Source organism: Anaeromassilibacillus sp. An172 (assembly GCF_002160515.1).
Lineage (GTDB): Bacteria > Bacillota > Clostridia > Oscillospirales > Acutalibacteraceae > Limousia > Limousia pullorum.
The window spans coordinates 68,240-86,500 of record NZ_NFKS01000005.1 but is presented as its reverse complement, the minus strand read 5'-3'; the positions used below and the strand labels follow the sequence as shown (position 1 = coordinate 86,500).

The window sequence follows — 18,261 nt, the reverse complement described above, 5'->3', positions numbered from 1 at the left end:
AATTGAGGTGCAGCATAATGAAAATTATCGTAGACGCATTCGGCGGAGATAACGCCCCTTTGGAAATCATTAAAGGCTCCTGCGAGGCAAAGGCGGAGTACAATGTTGATATCGTTTTTACCGGAAACCGTAACATAATAGAAAAGGTGGCAAAGGAAAACAATATCGACATAAGCGGTATTGAAATTATACATACCGAAGATGTGATTTCTATGCACGACACAGGCTCTGAGATTATGAAGTCAAAGAGCAACAGCTCAATGGCAGTAGGACTTAAGGCTGTTGCCGAGGGTAAGGGCGACGCTTTTGTTTCAGCAGGAAACAGTGGCGCACTCTGCGTAGGCGCAACACTTCTTGTAAAGAGAATAAAGGGCATTAAAAGACCGGGCTTTGCTCCTGTTATCCCCACAATGGAGGGATGCCTTATTCTTGCAGACGGCGGAGCTAATGTGGATTGCAGACCGGAAATGCTTCAGCAGTTCGGTATTATGGGTTCTGCCTACATGAACAAGGTTTATAATCTTGAAAAGCCGAGAGTTGCCCTTGCCAATGTTGGCGAAGAGGAGTGCAAAGGCGGAGAGCTTCAGCTCCAGGCTTATCAGCTTATGAAAAACAGTCCGATAAATTTTATAGGCAATATTGAGGGCAGAGATATTCCAATGGGCGGCTGTGACGTGCTCGTGTGCGACGGCTTTACCGGAAATCTCATTTTAAAAACCTATGAAGGCGTTGCGATGGCTCTTATGAAGAAAATTAAGGGAATTTTCACAAAGGGTATTAAAAATAAACTTGCTGCCGCAATGGTGCTTTCCGATATGAAAGAGATGAAAAAAGAGTTTGACTACAACGAATACGGCGGCGCACCTATTTTAGGATGCTCAAAGCCGGTTTTCAAAGCTCACGGAAGCTCCAATGCCAAGACATTTAAAAATGCCATAAGACTTACAAAACAGTATGTTGAGGGCGACGTTATCGGAGCTATTGCAAAGTCTTTGGAGAGCATGAAATAATAAAAGATAAGCGGTGTAAACATGGAAGAGTTTCAGAAGATTATAGGATATGAATTTAAAAACAAAGAGCTTTTAACTGAGGCTCTGACACATTCATCCTATGCCAATGAACACAAAAATAAAAAAATCAAATGCAATGAAAGGCTTGAGTTTCTGGGAGACGCAGTGCTTTCTATAGTTGTTTCCGACTATATTTTTAAAAACTGTCCTCATCTTCCGGAGGGAGAGCTTACAAAGCTGAGGGCTTCACTTGTATGTGAAAAAAGCCTGTTTCAGTTTGCTAAAAAGATAAATCTGGGAAATTACCTTATTTTGAGCAAGGGTGAGAAGAACAGCCACGGCGACGAAAGACCGTCTATTCTCTCCGACGCCTTTGAAGCGGTGATTGCCGCTATTTATCTTGACGGCGGAATTGAACATGCGAGAAAGCATATTTTAAGATTTGTAGAGCCTGAAATTTTAAATCACAAGCCAAAGGCTTTTAAGGATTATAAAACCACATTGCAGGAAATAGTTCAGAAAAACCCGGGAGAGCTTTTGCAGTACTGTTTGGTTGATGAAAGCGGCCCTGACCACAACAAGCATTTTGTGGTTGAGGTTCATTTAAACAGCAACGTAATCGGTAAGGGCGGCGGAAAGAGCAAAAAGGAAGCCGAACAGCAGGCGGCTCGTCAGGCTCTTGAGCTTATGGGTTATTGATAAAAAGGAGGACGAAAGTTTGTCAGACAAAAATAAAAGGTCAAACGTGGCTGTTTTTGTACCGCACAACGGTTGTCCTCATATGTGCAGTTTTTGCAATCAGAGAAGTATAACAGGGCAGCAGTACCAGCCTACGCCTCAGGATGTTAAAGACGCTGCCCTTACGGCTTTAAAAACCATGGGAGAGTTTTCAAAGGACTCGGAAATCGCCTTTTTCGGCGGCAGCTTTACGGCTATAGACAGGGATTACATGGTATCCCTGCTTAAAGCCGCCTATGAGTTTCACGATGTTTTTAAGGGTGTGCGAATTTCCACACGGCCTGACTGTATAGACGAGGAAGTTCTCGATTTACTTAAAAGCTACAATGTTACGGCTATAGAGCTTGGCGCCCAGAGCATGGATGACCAGGTGCTTTCTGCCAATAACAGGGGGCACAGTGCAGAACAGGTGGAAAAGGCTTCAAAGCTTATAAAGGAAAATGGTTTTTCTCTTGGTCTTCAGATGATGACGGGACTTTATAAAAGTACCTTGGAAAAGGATATGGAAACCGCTTTAAAGATTGCCGCTTTACAGCCTGATACAGTGAGAATTTACCCCACTGTAATAATGAAGAATACGGCTCTCGGCGACCTTTACCTGGGCGGTGAATATAAGCCTTATAGCTTTGAAGATACAGTGAAGCTTTGTTCAGATATGCTCAAGCTTTTTATGGAAAGAAACATAAAGGTGATAAGACTGGGGCTTCATTACAGCGAAGAGCTTTTAAGGGACAGACTTGCAGGAGCCTACCACCCGGCATTCAGAGAAATATGCGAAAGCAGATGTTTTCTTGAAAATATTAAAGCGGCCTTTGACGGAAGAGAAAATTTAGATATAAGAACACTTCCCGACGGGAAAACCTTTATCAAGAGAAAAAAAGTGCTGATAAATGTTGCGAAAGGCTCGGTTTCAAAAGCTGTGGGACAGTCGGGCGCAAACAAAAAATATATCTTTGAAAAGGGATATATACCTGTTTTTAAGGAAGATGAAAACCTTAAAGACTTTGATGTGAAAATTCAGATACTTGAATGACTATAAAATAACCTTTTGTTATGGGGTGTATGAATGTTACTGAAATCACTTGAAATACAGGGATTTAAAACTTTTCCCGATAAAACAAAGCTTACCTTTGACAAGGGCATTACCGCCGTTGTAGGCCCTAACGGTTCGGGAAAAAGCAATATAAGCGACGCTATAAGATGGGTGCTTGGAGAGCAGTCTCCGAAAAGCCTTCGATGTTCCAAAATGGAGGATGTCGTTTTCAACGGAACCGACGGAAGAAAGCGACAGGGTTTTGCGGAGGTCACTCTCACTATAGATAATACGGACAGACTTCTTCCCTTTGACGGTGACGAAGTGGCTGTCACAAGAAGATATTACAGAAGCGGCGACAGCGACTATCTTATAAACAAAAGTGCCGTAAGACTTAAAGATATACACGAGCTTTTCATGGATACCGGACTTGGAAGAGACGGTTATTCCATGATAGGTCAGGGAAAAATTGACAGCATAGTTGCCTCAAAAAGTGAGGACAGACGTGAAATCTTTGAAGAGGCGGCAGGTATTTCACGTTACAGATACAGAAAGCTTGAGGCTGAAAGAAAGCTTGCTTCTGCCGAGGAAAACCTTGTAAGACTTCGTGATATTGTGGCTGAGCTTGAAGGAAGAGTAGGGCCTTTGAAGGTGCAGGCTGAAAAAGCGGAGAAGTTTTTGGAATATTCCGAGGAGAAAAAAGGTCTTGAAATCGCTTTGTGGTTGGAAACACTCAATAAATCCTCAGCTATTTTAAAGGAGCAGGAGGACAAAATAACTGTTGCCAAGGCACAGCACGATGACGCCGAAAAAATTCTGGAAGAGATAGCAATAGAAACAGAAAAGCTCTACTTTGAAAACGGAGAGATTTCCTCAAAGATTGAGGAGCAGAGAAGTATGAACGCTGAATACTCTGCCCTTTGTTCTTCAAAAAGGGGAGAAATCTCGGTTGCACAAAACGATATTATCCGTGACAGGGAAAATATAGAAAGACTTGAGAAAGATATTGCTCAGACGGAGATAACCTCAGAGGATTCTCAGAAAACGGCTCAGGAAAAAACAGAGATTTTGAAAGAGGTTGAAAAGACACTTTCAAATCTTAAAGCAAAATATGACGAGACCTCAGAAAAGCTCAATGCTAAAACCGCCGATACATGGAATCAAAGCGAAAAAATTCAGAAGCTTACATCTGAAATCACACAGATAAACTTTAAGCTTGCCGATGTTCGTGCAGCCTGCCTTGCTGCTCAGTCTGCGGCTGAGGATTACAGAGAGAGAATAAAAAGAGCTGAGGAGTCCGGCGAGGAAAGACAGAAAAAGTACGAGGAAATAAAAAAATCCGCCGAGGAATATACTGCGGTGGTTGAAAAGTATAAAAATCAGGGAATTGCCCTTGAAAATGTACTTAAAGGACTTGAAATAAAACTCCGAAACCAAAAGGCAAAACGTGACCAGACAAAAGCGGAGTCTGATAAACTTATTCTCGATACAGGAGAGATTTTCAGAAGAGTTAAAATTCTTGAGGACTTGGAAAGAAACCTTGAGGGTTTTTCCCAGAGCGTAAAGGCGGTTATGAAAAATTCAGCCGCAGGACTTTTGGGAGGAATACACGGACCTGTATCAAGAGTTATAACAGTTCCCAATGAATACACAGTGGCTATGGAAATAGCTCTTGGCGGAGCTATGCAGAACATTGTCACAGGTACGGAAGAGGATGCAAAAAAGGCTATTGAGCTTTTGAAGCAAAAGGACGCCGGACGTGCAACTTTCCTGCCGATATCCACGATAAAAGGAAAGCAGCTTAATGAACAGGGACTTGAGAATTGTTTCGGTTACATAGGAGTTGCCAGCGAGCTTTGCTCCTGCAAAGATGTGTATAAGGGAATACTTGACAACTTGCTGGGCAGAATTGTTGTGGCTCAGGATATAAACTGCGCCGTTTCCATTGCGAAAAAATACAGCTACAGATTTAAAATAGTTACCCTTGACGGACAGGTTGTAAACGCCGGCGGTTCTCTTACCGGTGGTTCCCTTGCAAAGAAATCAGGACTTTTGAGCCGTGCTACAGAGATTGAAAGACTCAAACGCACAGGCGCAAAAATGCAGGAGAAGTCCGATAAGCTTAAAGAGGAATACAGACAGTCAGAGGAAAATCTGGGAAAATGCGAACAGGAAATAGAAGAAAAGAGAAATCTTTTGAGAGAAACCCAGCGCAGATACATTCAGGCAGAGGGTGAGTACAAAGCCTGCGTCGGTGAATACAAAAACCTTGAAGCGATTATTTCGGAAAATAACACTCAGATTGAAGAGACAAAACGTCATCTTGACGAAAGCATAAAAACCGCTGAAAGCTCTTCGAAACTTCAAAAGGAAGCGGAGGAGGAAATAGCGGAAAAAGAAAAGATTTTGCAGAGCCTTACAGGAAAACGTGACGACCTTTCAAGAGAAAGGGAGATACTTTCAACAGAACTGCAAAACATAAGACTTGAAACCGTAAAAACAGAAAAGGATATTGAGTCCTTGAAATATGAAATCGCTGTTATGAGTGAGGCGGCTTCCGACCAGAAAAAGAGAAAACAAATGCTTTTAAATGAAATCGAAGCCATAAAACAGCGCTCAATGGGTTCAAACCACAGAATAGAAGCCATTGAAAAGGAAATCGCTTTGCTTGAAACAAGAATTTCCGAAGGCGAAGCAAACATAAAAGAGTTTAACCGCCAGCGTGAGGAAAAAGAACAGCTTACAGTTGAACTTAGACAGAAAGAGCGTGACAAAACCTCTGAAAGGGAAATTTCAGGACGTGAGCTTGCTCGTCTTGAGGAAAGAAAACTCAATCTTCAAAAGCAGTACGACGATATAATATCAAAGCTTTGGGAGGACTATGAGCTTACAAAAAGAGAAGCAGAAAGCGTTGCAAAGCCTATTGAGAATATCCCTCAGGCGCAGAAGCGTTTAAACGAGCTTAAACAGAAAATTAAATCTCTGGGAAGCATAAACGTGGGTGCTATTGAGGAATACAAAGAGGTTTCAGAGAGATACGAGTTTATGACCACTCAGGTTTCCGATGTTGAAAAGTCCAAAAAAGAGATTGAAACCTTGATAAACGGACTTACAAAACAGATGAAGGAACTTTTTGAAGTAAACTTTAAGAAGATAAGCGAAAACTTTACCGCAACCTTTAAGGAGCTTTTCGGAGGAGGTACGGCATCACTGTCACTTTCAGAGCCTGATAATGTTCTTACCAGCGGAATAGATATTATAGTTCATCCGCCGGGCAAAATTGTGGTTCACCTTGAGGCTTTGTCCGGAGGCGAAAAAGCTTTGGTGGCTATCGCTTTGTACTTTGCGATTATGAAAGTTCGTCCGGCACCGTTTTGCGTTATGGACGAGATTGAGGCGGCTTTGGACGATGTAAATGTTGAAAGATTTGCAAAGTACATGAACAGAATTACAGATAAAACACAGTTTATACTCATTACCCACAGACGTGGAACAATGGAAGAAGCCGATGTGCTTTACGGTGTAACTATGCAGGATGAGGGTATTTCCAAGCTTTTGGAACTGAGAACAGCAGAAGCTGCTCAAAAGCTTGGAATAGATACAAGCAGAGCCTGAGTATATTAAATAAAATCTACAGGGGATGATTACATGGGATTTTTCAGCAAAATTAAAGAAGGTTTGAAAAAAACAAGGGATAATGTTGTAGGTCAGATTGATTCAATGCTTAAATCCTTTACAAAAATAGACGACGAGCTTTTTGAAGAGCTTGAGGAGCTTTTGGTTATGGGAGATGTAGGAATGTCAACAGCTTCCAAAATCTGCGACCAGCTTAAAGAAAAGGTTAAAAAAGACGGTATCACCGACCCTAAGGTTATTCGCTGGATGCTTGAGGATATAACAGCCGAAATGCTTGCAGGAGGCGAGGAGCTTGTTCTCAATACAAAGCCGTCAATTATTCTTGTGATAGGCGTAAACGGAGTTGGAAAAACCACAACAATAGGCAAGCTTGCAAACAACTTTGTCAAGGACGGAAAAAAGGTTATCCTTGCAGCGGCTGATACGTTCAGAGCTGCGGCTATAGAACAGCTTGAAATCTGGGCTGACAGAAGCGGCGCAAGCATTGTAAAGCAGAAAGAGGGAAGCGACCCGGCAGCTGTTGTATTTGACGCTATAGCTGCGGCAAAGGCGAGAGATGCGGATATTATTATCTGTGACACAGCCGGCAGACTTCACAATAAAAAACACCTTATGGATGAGCTTGCAAAGATAAGCCGTGTTATAGATAGAGAGCTTCCGGGAGCAGACAAGGAATTTTTGCTGGTTTTGGACGCAACTACAGGCCAAAACGCTGTAGTACAGGCAAACGAATTCAGAAATGCCACAGGTATCACCGGTATAGTTCTGACAAAGCTTGACGGAACCGCAAAGGGCGGTGTTGTGCTTGCTATTAAGGACGGTCTTGGTATACCTGTAAAATATGTGGGCGTAGGCGAGCAGATAGACGACTTGCAGCCATTTGACCCACAGGGCTTTGCAGAAGCATTGTTTGCACAGGATAAGAAATGATTTTTCCGAGAGGAGAAAGAGAAAATATGAAAAAATTTATTATTGCCACCAACAATGCCAAAAAGCTTGTTGAGCTTGACAGAATATTAAACCCATTGGGAATAAATGCCGTAACCGCAAGGGACGCAGGCGTTGATTTGGACGATGTTGAGGAAACAGGAACAACCTTTGAAGAAAATGCCCTTATCAAGGCTATGTCAGCCTTTGAAAAAAGCGGACTTCCGGCTATTGCCGACGACAGTGGACTTATGGTTGACGCCCTCGATGGACGTCCGGGAGTTTACACCGCCCGTTACGGCGGAGAGGGACTTTCCGACAAAGAGAGATATATGCATCTTTTGGATGAAATGAAAGATATTCCAAAGGATGAGAGAACCGCCAGATTTGTAAGCGCAATTTGCTGTGTGATTTCAAAGGATGAGGTTATCACAGTCCGTGGTGAATGTGTGGGAGAAATCGCTTTTGAACCGTCAGGTGAGGGCGGTTTCGGATATGACCCGATTTTCCTCTATGAAGGCAAATCATTTGCTCTTCTCACACCTGAGGAAAAGGACAGCATAAGCCACAGAGGAAAAGCTCTGAGACTTTTAAGAGAAGAGCTTTTGAAAAAGAATATAGACGGTTAAACCGTTTGAATTTTATAAATAAAACAAGGAGTGTTATATATAGTGTTGACAAGCAAACAGAGAGCATATCTCAGAGGTCTTGCAAGCAAGGAAGATACAATTTTGATGCTGGGTAAGGGCGGAATGAGCGACCAGATTATAAAGCAGGCTGATGACGCAATAAAAGCCAGAGAGCTTATTAAGGGCAAGGTTTTGGAAACCTGCGAGCTTACACCGAGAGAAGCAGCTGAAGAAATTGCGGAGAAAATTTCTGCCGATGTAGTTCAGGTTATCGGAACAAAATTTGTGCTCTATAGAAGAAACAATGACGAGCCGAAAATCGAGCTTCCTAAGGCTAAGAAATAAGGTTTTAAAATGAGTGAAAAAATTGCAATGCTGGGCGGTACTTTTAATCCAATTCATGACGCCCACGTAAAACTTGCCCTTGAGTTTGCAGACAGAATGAAACTTGACAAGGTGCTTATGGTTCCTACGGCAATTCCTCCACACAAGGAAATAAAGGACTTTGTGCCGGCAGAGGAAAGATTTTATATGACAAAGCTTGTGTGCGATATGTACGACAAGCTTGAACCCTGCGGCCTTGAGCTGGAGAGAAAGGGAAAAAGCTATACGGTGGATACTTTGAAAAGCATAAAGGAACTGTATCCAGACGCAGAGCTTTACCTTATTGTAGGTGCCGATATGTTTTTGTCATTGGAAACATGGAGAAATCCTCAGGAAATATTTAAAATGGCAAAGATACTTTCCGCACCCAGAGAGGACAGCGATTATGAGCCTATGAAAGAGCATCAAAAGGTGCTTAAAGAGCTGGGCGCTGACACTTTTGTCCTTGAAAAGTCGATTTTCACTGTGTCCTCAACGGAAATAAGGGAAAAAATTAAAGGCGGAGAAGATGTTTCAAGCCTTATTCCTGAAAAAATTTATTCATATATAAAGGAAAAAGGTCTTTACCTTTGAATAAATAAATGATAAAATAATAGGTGATTTTATTTTTGATTTCGGGGGTATGTATTGTGTTGACGGCTGATGAGTATAAAGCTATGTTAAAAAAGTCTTTGTCCACAAGAAGATTTACCCATTGCGTAAATGTTTCAAAGGAAGCTGTAAAGCTTGCAAAGATTTACGGAGCAGACAAGGACAAAGCGAAAATTGCGGGACTTTTGCACGATGTTACAAAGGAAATGCCTTTTGAGAAACAGCTTGTTATTATGCATAACGGCGGACTTGCTCTTACAGAGGACGAGCTTATCTCAACAAAATTGTGGCATGCAATGTCCGGCGCAATTTATGTCAGAGATATTCTTCTTATTGACGACGAAGATATTTACAATGCAATAAGATATCATACAACAGGCAGAGCAGGAATGTCTTTGCTGGAAAAAATTATCTTTACCGCCGACTTTACAAGCGCCGAGCGTTCATATAACGGTGTAGAGGTTATGAGGGAAAAATCATACAAAAACCTTGACGATGCGGTTTTGTACGGGGTTTCCTTTACAATAAGCGATATTTCCAAGAAATGTCAGCCCCTTCATCCGGACGCTTTGAAGCTGTACAACGAAATTGTATATTCAAAATACAAAAAGGAAATCAAATCAAACAAATAATCAGAAGAAAACTGACAGGAGTGATTAAGTGAATACACGTGAACAGGCTCTGGAAATCGTAAAGATCCTTGATTCAAAAAAAGGACTTGATATAAAGCTTATAAATATTTCAGACGTGTCCAGTCTTGCCGACTATATGGTAATTGCCACAGGTACAAGCAGTACCCACGTTAAAGCTCTTGCCGAAGAGGTAGAGTATAAAATGGACGAAATGGGAATTTCCGTAAGTCACATTGAGGGACACCGTTCAAATACATGGATTTTACTTGACTATGTTGATATTATCGTTCATGTTTTTTCCGACGAAGCCAGAGAGTATTACAGCCTTGAAAGACTGTGGCAGGACGGTAAAATGGAGGACATTTCCGATTATCTTATCGACTGATTTTGCAGGTGAATATTTTCACTGTTTTATTGAATAGCAAGCCGCTTCTTGCGGCTAAATAAACAAGGAGGTTTCTGTTTTGAAGTACGACCATAAACAGATTGAACCCAAATGGCAAAAGGTTTGGGAGGACAGAGGGGTTTTCCACGCTGAGGAAAATTCACAGAAAGAAAAATTTTATGCATTGATAGAGTTCCCTTATCCTTCAGGTCAGGGTCTGCATGTTGGACATCCACGTCCTTATACAGCTCTTGATACTGTTGCGAGAAAAAGAAGACTCCAGGGATACAACGTACTGTATCCGATAGGCTGGGACGCTTTCGGACTTCCTACAGAGAACTATGCAATTAAAAACCACATTCATCCTGAAATTGTTACAAAGCAGAATGTGGCAAGATTTAAAAGCCAGATTCAGTCTTTGGGTATTTCCTTTGACTGGAGCAGAGAGATTAACACAACTGATCCTGAATATTACAAGTGGACTCAGTGGATTTTCCTCCAGCTTTTCAAGCACGGACTTGCCTATAAAAAAGAAATGGCTGTTAACTGGTGTACATCCTGTAAGTGCGTTCTCGCAAATGAAGAGGTTGTCAACGGCACATGCGAGCGCTGCGGCAGTGAGGTTGTAAGAAAAGTTAAATCTCAGTGGATGCTGAAAATCACAGAATATGCAGACAGACTCATAGAGGATTTGGATTTGGTTGACTATCCTGAGAGAGTTAAGGCTCAGCAGAAAAACTGGATTGGCAAGAGCACAGGCGCAGAGGTTGACTTTACTACAACAACCGGCGATAAGCTTACAATATACACAACAAGACCTGACACTCTTTACGGTGCTACATATATGGTTATTTCTCCTGAACACCCGATGATTGAAAAGTGGGCAGGAATTTTGGAAAACATGGACGAGGTAAGGGAATATCAGGCTCAGGCTGCAAGAAAGTCTGACTTTGAACGTACAGAGGTTGCCAAGGACAAGACAGGCGTTCGTCTTATGGGCGTTGAGGCAATTAACCCTGTAAATGATAAAAAGATACCTATCTTTATTTCCGACTATGTTCTTGTTTCTTACGGTACAGGCGCAATTATGGCTGTTCCTGCACACGATACACGTGACTGGGAATTTGCTAAGAAATTTGATTTGCCGATAATCGAGGTTGTTAAGGGCGGAGATGTTGAGAAAGAAGCATTTACCGACTGCGCAACAGGCATTATGGTTAATTCCGGTATTTTGGACGGACTTTCAGTTGAGGATGCAAAGAAAAAAATCGTTGAATTCCTTACAGAAAAGGGTATCGGACACGAGAAGGTAAACTTTAAGCTTCGTGACTGGGTATTCTCACGTCAGAGATACTGGGGCGAGCCTATTCCGATTGTTTACTGTGAGAAGTGCGGCTATGTTCCTCTTGATGAGAGCGAGCTTCCTCTTAAACTTCCTGAGGTTGAGTCCTACGAGCCTACAGACAACGGAGAATCACCTCTTGCAAATATCACAGACTGGGTAGAAACCACATGTCCTCACTGTGGAGGAAAAGCACACAGAGAAACAGATACAATGCCTCAGTGGGCTGGTTCTTCATGGTACTTCCTCAGATATATGGATCCTCACAACGATAAGGCTTTGGCAAGCAAGGAAGCTATTGAATACTGGTCACCTGTTGACTGGTACAACGGCGGTATGGAGCATACAACACTGCACTTGCTTTACAGCCGTTTCTGGCACAAGTTCCTTTACGATATCGGCGTGGTTACAACAAAAGAGCCATACGCTAAGAGAACAAGCCACGGAATGATTTTGGGTGAAGACGGCGGAAAGATGAGTAAGTCCAGAGGCAACGTTGTAAACCCGGATGAGGTTGTTGACGAGTACGGTGCAGATACAATGCGTCTTTATGAAATGTTCATAGGCGACTTTGAAAAGGCTGCTCCTTGGAAAACATCAAGCATCAGAGGCTGCCGCAGATTTATTGAGCGTTACTGGAATCTCCAGAACATACTCGTAGACGGCGATGAAATAAGACCTGAGCTTGAGGGCCCGTTCAACAGAACAATTAAGAAAGTCGGAGACGACATTGAAAATCTTAAGTTTAATACAGCTATTGCGGCGTTGATGGCTCTTATCAACGACATCACCGCAGTGGGTTCTATAAATAAAAAGGAACTTTCCATATTCAGCATTCTGCTCAATCCTTTTGCTCCTCATGTTACAGAGGAAATGAACCAGCAGTGTGCTTTGGGCGACGATATAATTGCCGCTCAGAAGTGGCCTGAGTATGACGAAAGCAAATGTGTTGAGGCCACAGTTGAAATTGCAGTTCAGGTTAACGGCAAGATTAAGGCAAAAATCAATATTCCTGCCGACTGTGACAGTGAAACTGCACTTAATGCGGCAAAGGCTGACGCCAATGTTGCAAAACTTATTGACGGTATGAACATAGTCAAGGAAATTTATGTAAAAGGAAAGCTTGTCAACATAGTTGTTAAGCCGATGAAATGATTTTTTGATAAAATTCAACTAAATTTTCATTATCCTATTGACAAGTATGTCAGTTATGTTATATAATACTCCTTGCAATTATGTGCATATAACCCCTGCCTTATGGCGGATGGGAGGGAAGATAGATGGCAGAAGTTAGACTTAAGGATAACGAATCTCTTGAGAGCGCACTCAGAAGATTTAAGAAGCAGTGTGCAAGAGCCGGCGTTATTGCTGAGGTACGCAAAAGAGAAGCTTATGAAAAGCCTTCCGTAAAGCGTAAGAAGAAATCCGAAGCAGCTCGCAAACGCAAATATAAATAATTAAAAGCAAAAAGCGGACAGGGGCTTCTTGTCCGCTTTTTTACTGTTTCGGAAGAATTAAATGTGAGTTCTAAGGAATGATAATAATGAAAAAAGTACTTGTAATTTTAGGTCCGAACCTGAATATGGTTGGAGTGAGAGAAAAAGGCGTTTATGGAACAGAAACCGCCGAAAGCATAAATCAGCAGATTTTGGAAAAAGCAAAGTCTTTAGACTTTGAATGTGATATTTTCCAGTCTAATCACGAAGGAGATTTAATTGACAAAATACATTCTGCTTTGGGAGTTTACGAAGGCGTTGTTATAAATGCAGGCGCTTTGACCCATTACAGTTATGCTTTGAGGGACGCTATAGCTTCTGTTAATATTCCTTTTGTAGAGGTTCATATGTCAAATATCCACAAAAGGGAAGAGTTTCGTCATCACTCTGTAATAGCTCCTGTTTGTGTGGGACAGATTGCAGGATTCGGAAAGCATGTATATTTTCTGGGACTTGAGGCATTAAAGGAATTGATGGTATGAGTATTTACAGCGAAAGAATAAGGAAAATGAGATATTACATCTTTGCTCCAAATGAAGCTATGCTTTTTACCAAGGATGAAAATATCTACTACTTTACCGGAATGCGCCACAGCGAGGGCTCTTTGCTTATCACTGAGAAAAAAGCCTATCTTTTTGTGGACTTCAGATATGCTGAAGCCGCAGAAAAAATAGTTTCTTCCGCTCAGGTTATAAATTCTGTTGAGCGTGAAAAGGACATATGCAAGGCCTGTGTTGAAAACGGAGTAACTTTATTAAGCCTTGAGGCTAGAGAAACAAATGTACTTCAATACAACAGATTTACAGAGCTTTTCACAAAACGTCATTCCATAAAGCTCGAATGTGACGGCGGTTTTGATATGGCGATTGCCAACAACCGCATGATCAAAACTCCCGATGAAATTGAAAAAATGCAGACCGCTCAGAATATTACGGAAAAAGCTCTTACAGAGGTTTTAAACGATTTAAAGCCCGGAGTTACTGAAAGAAGTATAGCGGTAAGGCTTGAGTATCTTATGAAGCTTTACGGAGCAGAGGACGTTTCTTTTGACCTTATTACAATCACCGGTGAAAATACATCTTTGCCTCACGGCGTACCGGGAGACAGAGTTGTAAAAGACGGCGACTTCTTTACCTTTGATATCGGTGCGGTCTATGAGGGTTACCACAGTGACATGACGAGAACTTTCGGTATCGGTCACATAAATGAAAAGCAAAGGCAGGTTTACGATATCGTATTGAAAGCTCAGAAAGCCGCTTTGGACACTATTAAGGATTCGGTTTTTGCCAATCAGGTGGACGCAGCTGCAAGAGATATAATAAAGGATGCCGGTTACGGAGATTATTTCGGACATGCAGTTGGCCACGGAGTGGGACTTGAAATTCATGAAGCTCCCACAGTTTCTCCGAGAAGCACAAAGCTTTTAAGTCCGGGAATGGTGATAACCGATGAGCCGGGAATTTATATTCCGGGAGAATTCGGCGTAAGAATCGAAGATATGGTTCTTGTAGAACACGGAGGATACAAAAATTTTGCTTCTTTTACCAAGGACTTGATTGTAATCTGATTTTTATTGCAAAAAGTCATTGATTTTTATGTCGCTTTTATGTATAATATAATTGTTGAGTACCGACAAATTTTTTTGTTTGGCGCAAAAAGATGCGGCGGAGGAATAAATAGGAGGAATTAACTTATGATATCTGCAGGAGATTTCAGAAACGGCGTTACATTTGAAATGGATGGACAGGTTGTTTCTATTATCGAATTTCAGCATGTTAAGCCAGGTAAGGGTGCTGCTTTCGTAAGAACAAAAATCAGAAATGTAATCACAGGCGCTGTTGTTGAAAAAACTTTCAACCCAAATGATAAATATCCAACAGCTTATATCGAGAGAAGAGATATGGAGTACAGCTACGAAGACGGCGACCTCTACTATTTCATGGATACAGAGACATGGGAGCAGATCCCGATAAATAAATCCATTCTCGGCGACAACTTTAAGTTTGTAAAAGAGAACATGGTTTGCAAGATCCTTTCTTACAAGGGCAATGTTTTCGGCGTAGAGCCACCAAACTTTGTTGAGCTTATGGTAACAAAGACAGACCCTGGATTTAAGGGCGACACAGCTACAAATGCAACAAAGCCTGCAACTCTTGAGACAGGCGCTGAAATCAAGGTTCCTCTCTTCATCGATGAGGGCGAAATGATTCAGATCGATACAAGAACAGGCGAGTACATGGGCCGTGCATAATGCACAGATTTAAGGAGATTTTACTATGAACTTGAACGAAAAAATTGCTTACATCAGAGGTTTGGCAGAAGGACTTAATCTTGACCAGTCAAAGGACGAGGTAAAGGTTCTCAATGCTATTATTGAGCTTTTGGACGATATGTCTTTCACAGTAACTCAGATGGAAGACCTCTATGATGAACTTTCAGAGCAGATTGATGCTGTTGACGAAGATCTCTCATACCTTGAGGATGATTTCTATGAGGATTATGATGAGGACGAGTGCGACGACGATTGTGACTGCGGCTGCTGCGGCGGTGACGACGAGGAAGAGGATGTTTACTATGATGTAACATGCCCAACCTGCGGCGAGACAATCAGCGTTTCTGAGGATGTTCTTCTCTGCGGCGAGATCAACTGCCCTAAGTGCGGCGAAACTCTCGAGTTTGATTTCTCAGAGCTTGAGGACGAGGAGTGCGACTGCGACGAGTGCGCTAAAGGCGAGGAAGAGTAATTTAATTTCCGGTCACAAGTAACAAAATAAACACCTTCCGTGTATAATAGCGGGAGGTGTTTTTTATGCTTTATAAAAAAACTAAAAGGAAGAAAAGGAAAATTTTTAAAAAATATCTGATTTTCTTTTTTGTACTTTGTGTGGCGCTGGCGGCAGTGTTTGAATATCAGGTAAAGCCGATACAGGATAACTTTATAAGAACCAAGGGGAAAGTTGTTGTTCAGAAATGTATCTCAGACGCAGTTACAAAAACCCTTGAGGAGTCTCCGAATGAAGATTTTGTAAATATTTCCACAAACGGTGACGGAACGGTAACCGCCGTAAATACCGACGCTGATTCTGTGAACAAATTTAAAAGCGATTTGGAAAGTGAAATTTCAGCATCTCTTGAAAAAATACATACGGAAAACATAAGTATACCAATAGGAGCTTTTTCAGGGCTTACACTTCTTACAGAGGTTGGTCCAGATATAGCATTCACTTATTTTTTAACAGGCAGCTTTGAGGCTCAAATTACAGACAGCTTTGAAAGCGCAGAAATAAATCAGACACTCCATCAGGTGGAGCTTACTGTTACCGGAACGGTGATACTTGCGGCGTACGGATATGAAGAGGAAATAGAGGTAACAACCAATTATATAATATCTCAGACGGTTATCGGAGGAGAGGTTCCCCAGTACAGCAGATATTATGGTATATAAAAATTGACGGTTATCTGAATATTTTGTTTTTAAGCAATCTCATAACCTTATTTACTTGAAAAAAAGCGTATTTTGTGGTAGAATAACATGATACTACAAGAGAATGGGGGATTTTGTCCGTTGCTTAACGACAATTTAAACAATTCACCGGAAATTCAAAACGATTATATAAAACTCATCGCAGAGATTATGGAGATAAGAAAAAGGGGAGAAGTGCCTCTTGCTTATATCAGAACCTACGGTTGTCAGCAGAATGTTGCAGACAGCGAGAAGATAAAGGGAATGCTCTCCATGTGCGGTTATGAGTTTACAGATAACCCAAACAATGCAGATTTTATTCTTTTTAACACCTGCGCCGTAAGAGAGCATGCCGAGGACAGAGTTTTCGGAAATGTGGGAGCTTTAAAGTCACTTAAAAGAAAGCATCCGTCAGTGCTTATCGCTTTGTGCGGCTGCATGATGGAGCAGGAGCATGTGGCAAACAAGATTTATAAGAGCTTTCCTTTTGTTGGTCTTGTATTCGGAACACACTGTATGCATATTTTTCCGCAGCTTCTGTATAAGTCACTTGTTGACGGAAAGAGAGTCTTTGAAAGAGATAACGACGACCTTTTGGTGCATGAGGGAATACCTGTAAGACGTGACGGAAGCTTTAAAGGCTGGCTTCCTATCATGTATGGCTGTGATAACTTCTGCACATACTGCATAGTGCCTTATGTGCGTGGAAGAGAGAGAAGCCGTGAAAGCTCGGTAATTCTTCAGGAAGCAAAAAACATGATTGACGCAGGCTATAAGGATATAACATTGCTGGGTCAAAACGTAAATTCCTACGGAAAAGGTCTTGAAGAGAAAATCACCTTTGCAGAGCTTTTGAAAAAGATTGACGATATCGAGGGCGATTATCTTTTAAGATTTATGACCTCACATCCAAAGGACTGCACAAAGGAACTTATCGACACAATGGCTTCAGGCAAACATATAAGCAAGCATCTGCATCTGCCTTTCCAGTCAGGAAGCGACAGAATTTTAAAGCTTATGAACAGACGCTATAATGTGGAAAAATACTTGAGTATTATAGATTATGCAAAAAGCAAAATACCGGATGTTTCACTTACCAGCGATATAATTGTAGGATTCCCGGGTGAAACCTATGAGGATTTCAAACAGACCTTGGAGCTTATCAGAAAGGTAGAGTTTACATCATTGTTTACCTTTATCTACTCTCCGAGAGTTGGAACACCGGCGGCAAAAATGGATGACCCGATACCTTATGAGGAAAAATCAAAGTGGTTTTCCGAGCTTTTGGCGGTTCAGGAAGAAATCGCCGCAAAGAGATGCGCTGCTATGGTAGGAACAACTCAGAGAATTTTGATAGAGGGAGAAACCGGAAAAGACGGTATGCTTGCAGGAAGAACCTCAGGCAACATCGTTGTAGAGCTTCCGGGAGATAAAAACACTATCGGAACATTCCAAAATGCAGAAATCACAGAAGCCCGAAACTGGATACTCAGAGGAAAGCTTCTTTGATAATAAATTAGAAAAATACATTGATAATATAAAACGGAGGAAAATTAAAATGGATATTATTGAAATGACAAGAGATTTGGGAAGAGCACTCCAGCAGGAGGAAAGCTTTAAAAAGCTTATGGACGCTCAGAAAAAGGCAGACGCAGATATCGACCTTCAGAGACTTATCGGAGAGTTTAACCTCAAGAGAATGGCTATCAACAACGAGGCTTCCAAAGAGGACAGAAGCGATGAGAAGCTCAAGGAGCTCAACGCTGAAATGCGTCATGTTTACGCTGACATTATGAAAAATGAAAACATGACAGCCTACAATGAGGCAAAAAATGAGTTTGACGCTATTATGCAGAGAGTTACTGCTATCATTACTCAGTGTGCTGAGGGCGCAGACCCGGAAACTGCTGACTACTCACAGTCAAGCTGCTCAGGCAGCTGCTCAACATGCGGCGGATGCGGCTGATAAAAACTTTTTTTATCTCCCTAAAATAA

General features: G+C 41.7%; 19 protein-coding genes. All 19 read left to right on the top strand.

What is annotated here, in order from left to right; all coding sequences use genetic code 11:
* The first annotated feature begins 17 nt into the window (after nt 1-17).
* Nucleotides 18-1,010, top strand: a complete 993-nt coding sequence (gene plsX, locus B5F08_RS03960) for a phosphate acyltransferase PlsX (RefSeq protein ID WP_087376585.1) — start codon at nt 18-20, stop codon at nt 1,008-1,010.
* Nucleotides 1,011-1,031: 21 nt separating this feature from the next.
* The gene (rnc, locus tag B5F08_RS03955) at nt 1,032-1,709 is read left to right on the top strand and encodes a ribonuclease III (protein WP_087376583.1); all 678 of its coding nucleotides are present in this window, start codon (nt 1,032-1,034) and stop codon (nt 1,707-1,709) included.
* 19 nt (nt 1,710-1,728) lie between these two features.
* Nucleotides 1,729-2,781 carry an elongator complex protein 3 gene (locus B5F08_RS03950; RefSeq protein ID WP_242968259.1) on the top strand — a complete coding sequence of 351 codons (1,053 nt, stop codon included), beginning with the start codon at nt 1,729-1,731 and terminating at the stop codon, nt 2,779-2,781.
* 33 nt (nt 2,782-2,814) lie between these two features.
* The gene (smc, locus tag B5F08_RS03945) at nt 2,815-6,396 is read left to right on the top strand and encodes a chromosome segregation protein SMC (RefSeq protein ID WP_087376581.1); all 3,582 of its coding nucleotides are present in this window, start codon (nt 2,815-2,817) and stop codon (nt 6,394-6,396) included.
* A gap of 33 nt (nt 6,397-6,429) precedes the next feature.
* Nucleotides 6,430-7,347, top strand: a complete 918-nt coding sequence (gene ftsY, locus B5F08_RS03940) for a signal recognition particle-docking protein FtsY (protein WP_087376579.1) — start codon at nt 6,430-6,432, stop codon at nt 7,345-7,347.
* Between the two features lie 26 nt (nt 7,348-7,373).
* Nucleotides 7,374-7,973, top strand: a complete 600-nt coding sequence (gene rdgB / locus B5F08_RS03935; RefSeq protein ID WP_087376658.1) for an RdgB/HAM1 family non-canonical purine NTP pyrophosphatase — start codon at nt 7,374-7,376, stop codon at nt 7,971-7,973.
* Nucleotides 7,974-8,015: 42 nt separating this feature from the next.
* The gene (gene yhbY, locus B5F08_RS03930; RefSeq protein WP_087376577.1) at nt 8,016-8,318 is read left to right on the top strand and encodes a ribosome assembly RNA-binding protein YhbY; all 303 of its coding nucleotides are present in this window, start codon (nt 8,016-8,018) and stop codon (nt 8,316-8,318) included.
* Nucleotides 8,319-8,327: 9 nt separating this feature from the next.
* On the top strand, nt 8,328-8,930 hold the full coding sequence (gene nadD / locus B5F08_RS03925) for a nicotinate-nucleotide adenylyltransferase (protein ID WP_087376575.1): 603 nt from the start codon (nt 8,328-8,330) through the stop codon (nt 8,928-8,930).
* Nucleotides 8,931-8,986: 56 nt separating this feature from the next.
* Nucleotides 8,987-9,580: a bis(5'-nucleosyl)-tetraphosphatase (symmetrical) YqeK gene (yqeK, locus tag B5F08_RS03920; RefSeq protein WP_242968257.1), complete on the top strand. Its 594-nt coding sequence runs from the start codon at nt 8,987-8,989 to the stop codon at nt 9,578-9,580.
* A 28-nt stretch (nt 9,581-9,608) separates the two neighbouring features.
* Nucleotides 9,609-9,965 carry a ribosome silencing factor gene (gene rsfS, locus B5F08_RS03915; RefSeq protein WP_087376573.1) on the top strand — a complete coding sequence of 119 codons (357 nt, stop codon included), beginning with the start codon at nt 9,609-9,611 and terminating at the stop codon, nt 9,963-9,965.
* A gap of 79 nt (nt 9,966-10,044) precedes the next feature.
* A complete protein-coding gene (gene leuS / locus B5F08_RS03910; RefSeq protein ID WP_087376571.1) occupies nt 10,045-12,462 on the top strand; it encodes a leucine--tRNA ligase in 2,418 nt (805 codons plus the stop codon).
* Between the two features lie 125 nt (nt 12,463-12,587).
* Nucleotides 12,588-12,764 (top strand): 30S ribosomal protein S21, encoded by a 177-nt coding sequence (gene rpsU / locus B5F08_RS03905; RefSeq protein ID WP_022506407.1) that lies wholly within the window; start codon nt 12,588-12,590, stop codon nt 12,762-12,764.
* Nucleotides 12,765-12,850: 86 nt separating this feature from the next.
* A complete protein-coding gene (gene aroQ / locus B5F08_RS03900; RefSeq protein ID WP_204245155.1) occupies nt 12,851-13,285 on the top strand; it encodes a type II 3-dehydroquinate dehydratase in 435 nt (144 codons plus the stop codon).
* On the top strand, nt 13,282-14,370 hold the full coding sequence (locus B5F08_RS03895) for a M24 family metallopeptidase (protein ID WP_087376569.1): 1,089 nt from the start codon (nt 13,282-13,284) through the stop codon (nt 14,368-14,370). Before aroQ ends, B5F08_RS03895 begins: the two co-directional genes overlap by 4 nt.
* Before the next feature lie 126 nt (nt 14,371-14,496).
* Nucleotides 14,497-15,054 carry an elongation factor P gene (gene efp / locus B5F08_RS03890; protein ID WP_087376567.1) on the top strand — a complete coding sequence of 186 codons (558 nt, stop codon included), beginning with the start codon at nt 14,497-14,499 and terminating at the stop codon, nt 15,052-15,054.
* A 25-nt stretch (nt 15,055-15,079) separates the two neighbouring features.
* Nucleotides 15,080-15,547 (top strand): CD1247 N-terminal domain-containing protein, encoded by a 468-nt coding sequence (locus B5F08_RS03885; protein ID WP_087376565.1) that lies wholly within the window; start codon nt 15,080-15,082, stop codon nt 15,545-15,547.
* Nucleotides 15,548-15,612: 65 nt separating this feature from the next.
* On the top strand, nt 15,613-16,248 hold the full coding sequence (yunB, locus tag B5F08_RS03880; RefSeq protein ID WP_087376563.1) for a sporulation protein YunB: 636 nt from the start codon (nt 15,613-15,615) through the stop codon (nt 16,246-16,248).
* 120 nt (nt 16,249-16,368) lie between these two features.
* Nucleotides 16,369-17,775, top strand: a complete 1,407-nt coding sequence (gene miaB, locus B5F08_RS03875) for a tRNA (N6-isopentenyl adenosine(37)-C2)-methylthiotransferase MiaB (RefSeq protein ID WP_242968255.1) — start codon at nt 16,369-16,371, stop codon at nt 17,773-17,775.
* 49 nt (nt 17,776-17,824) lie between these two features.
* On the top strand, nt 17,825-18,232 hold the full coding sequence (locus tag B5F08_RS03870; protein WP_087376559.1) for a YlbF family regulator: 408 nt from the start codon (nt 17,825-17,827) through the stop codon (nt 18,230-18,232).
* Nucleotides 18,233-18,261: the final 29 nt, after the last annotated feature.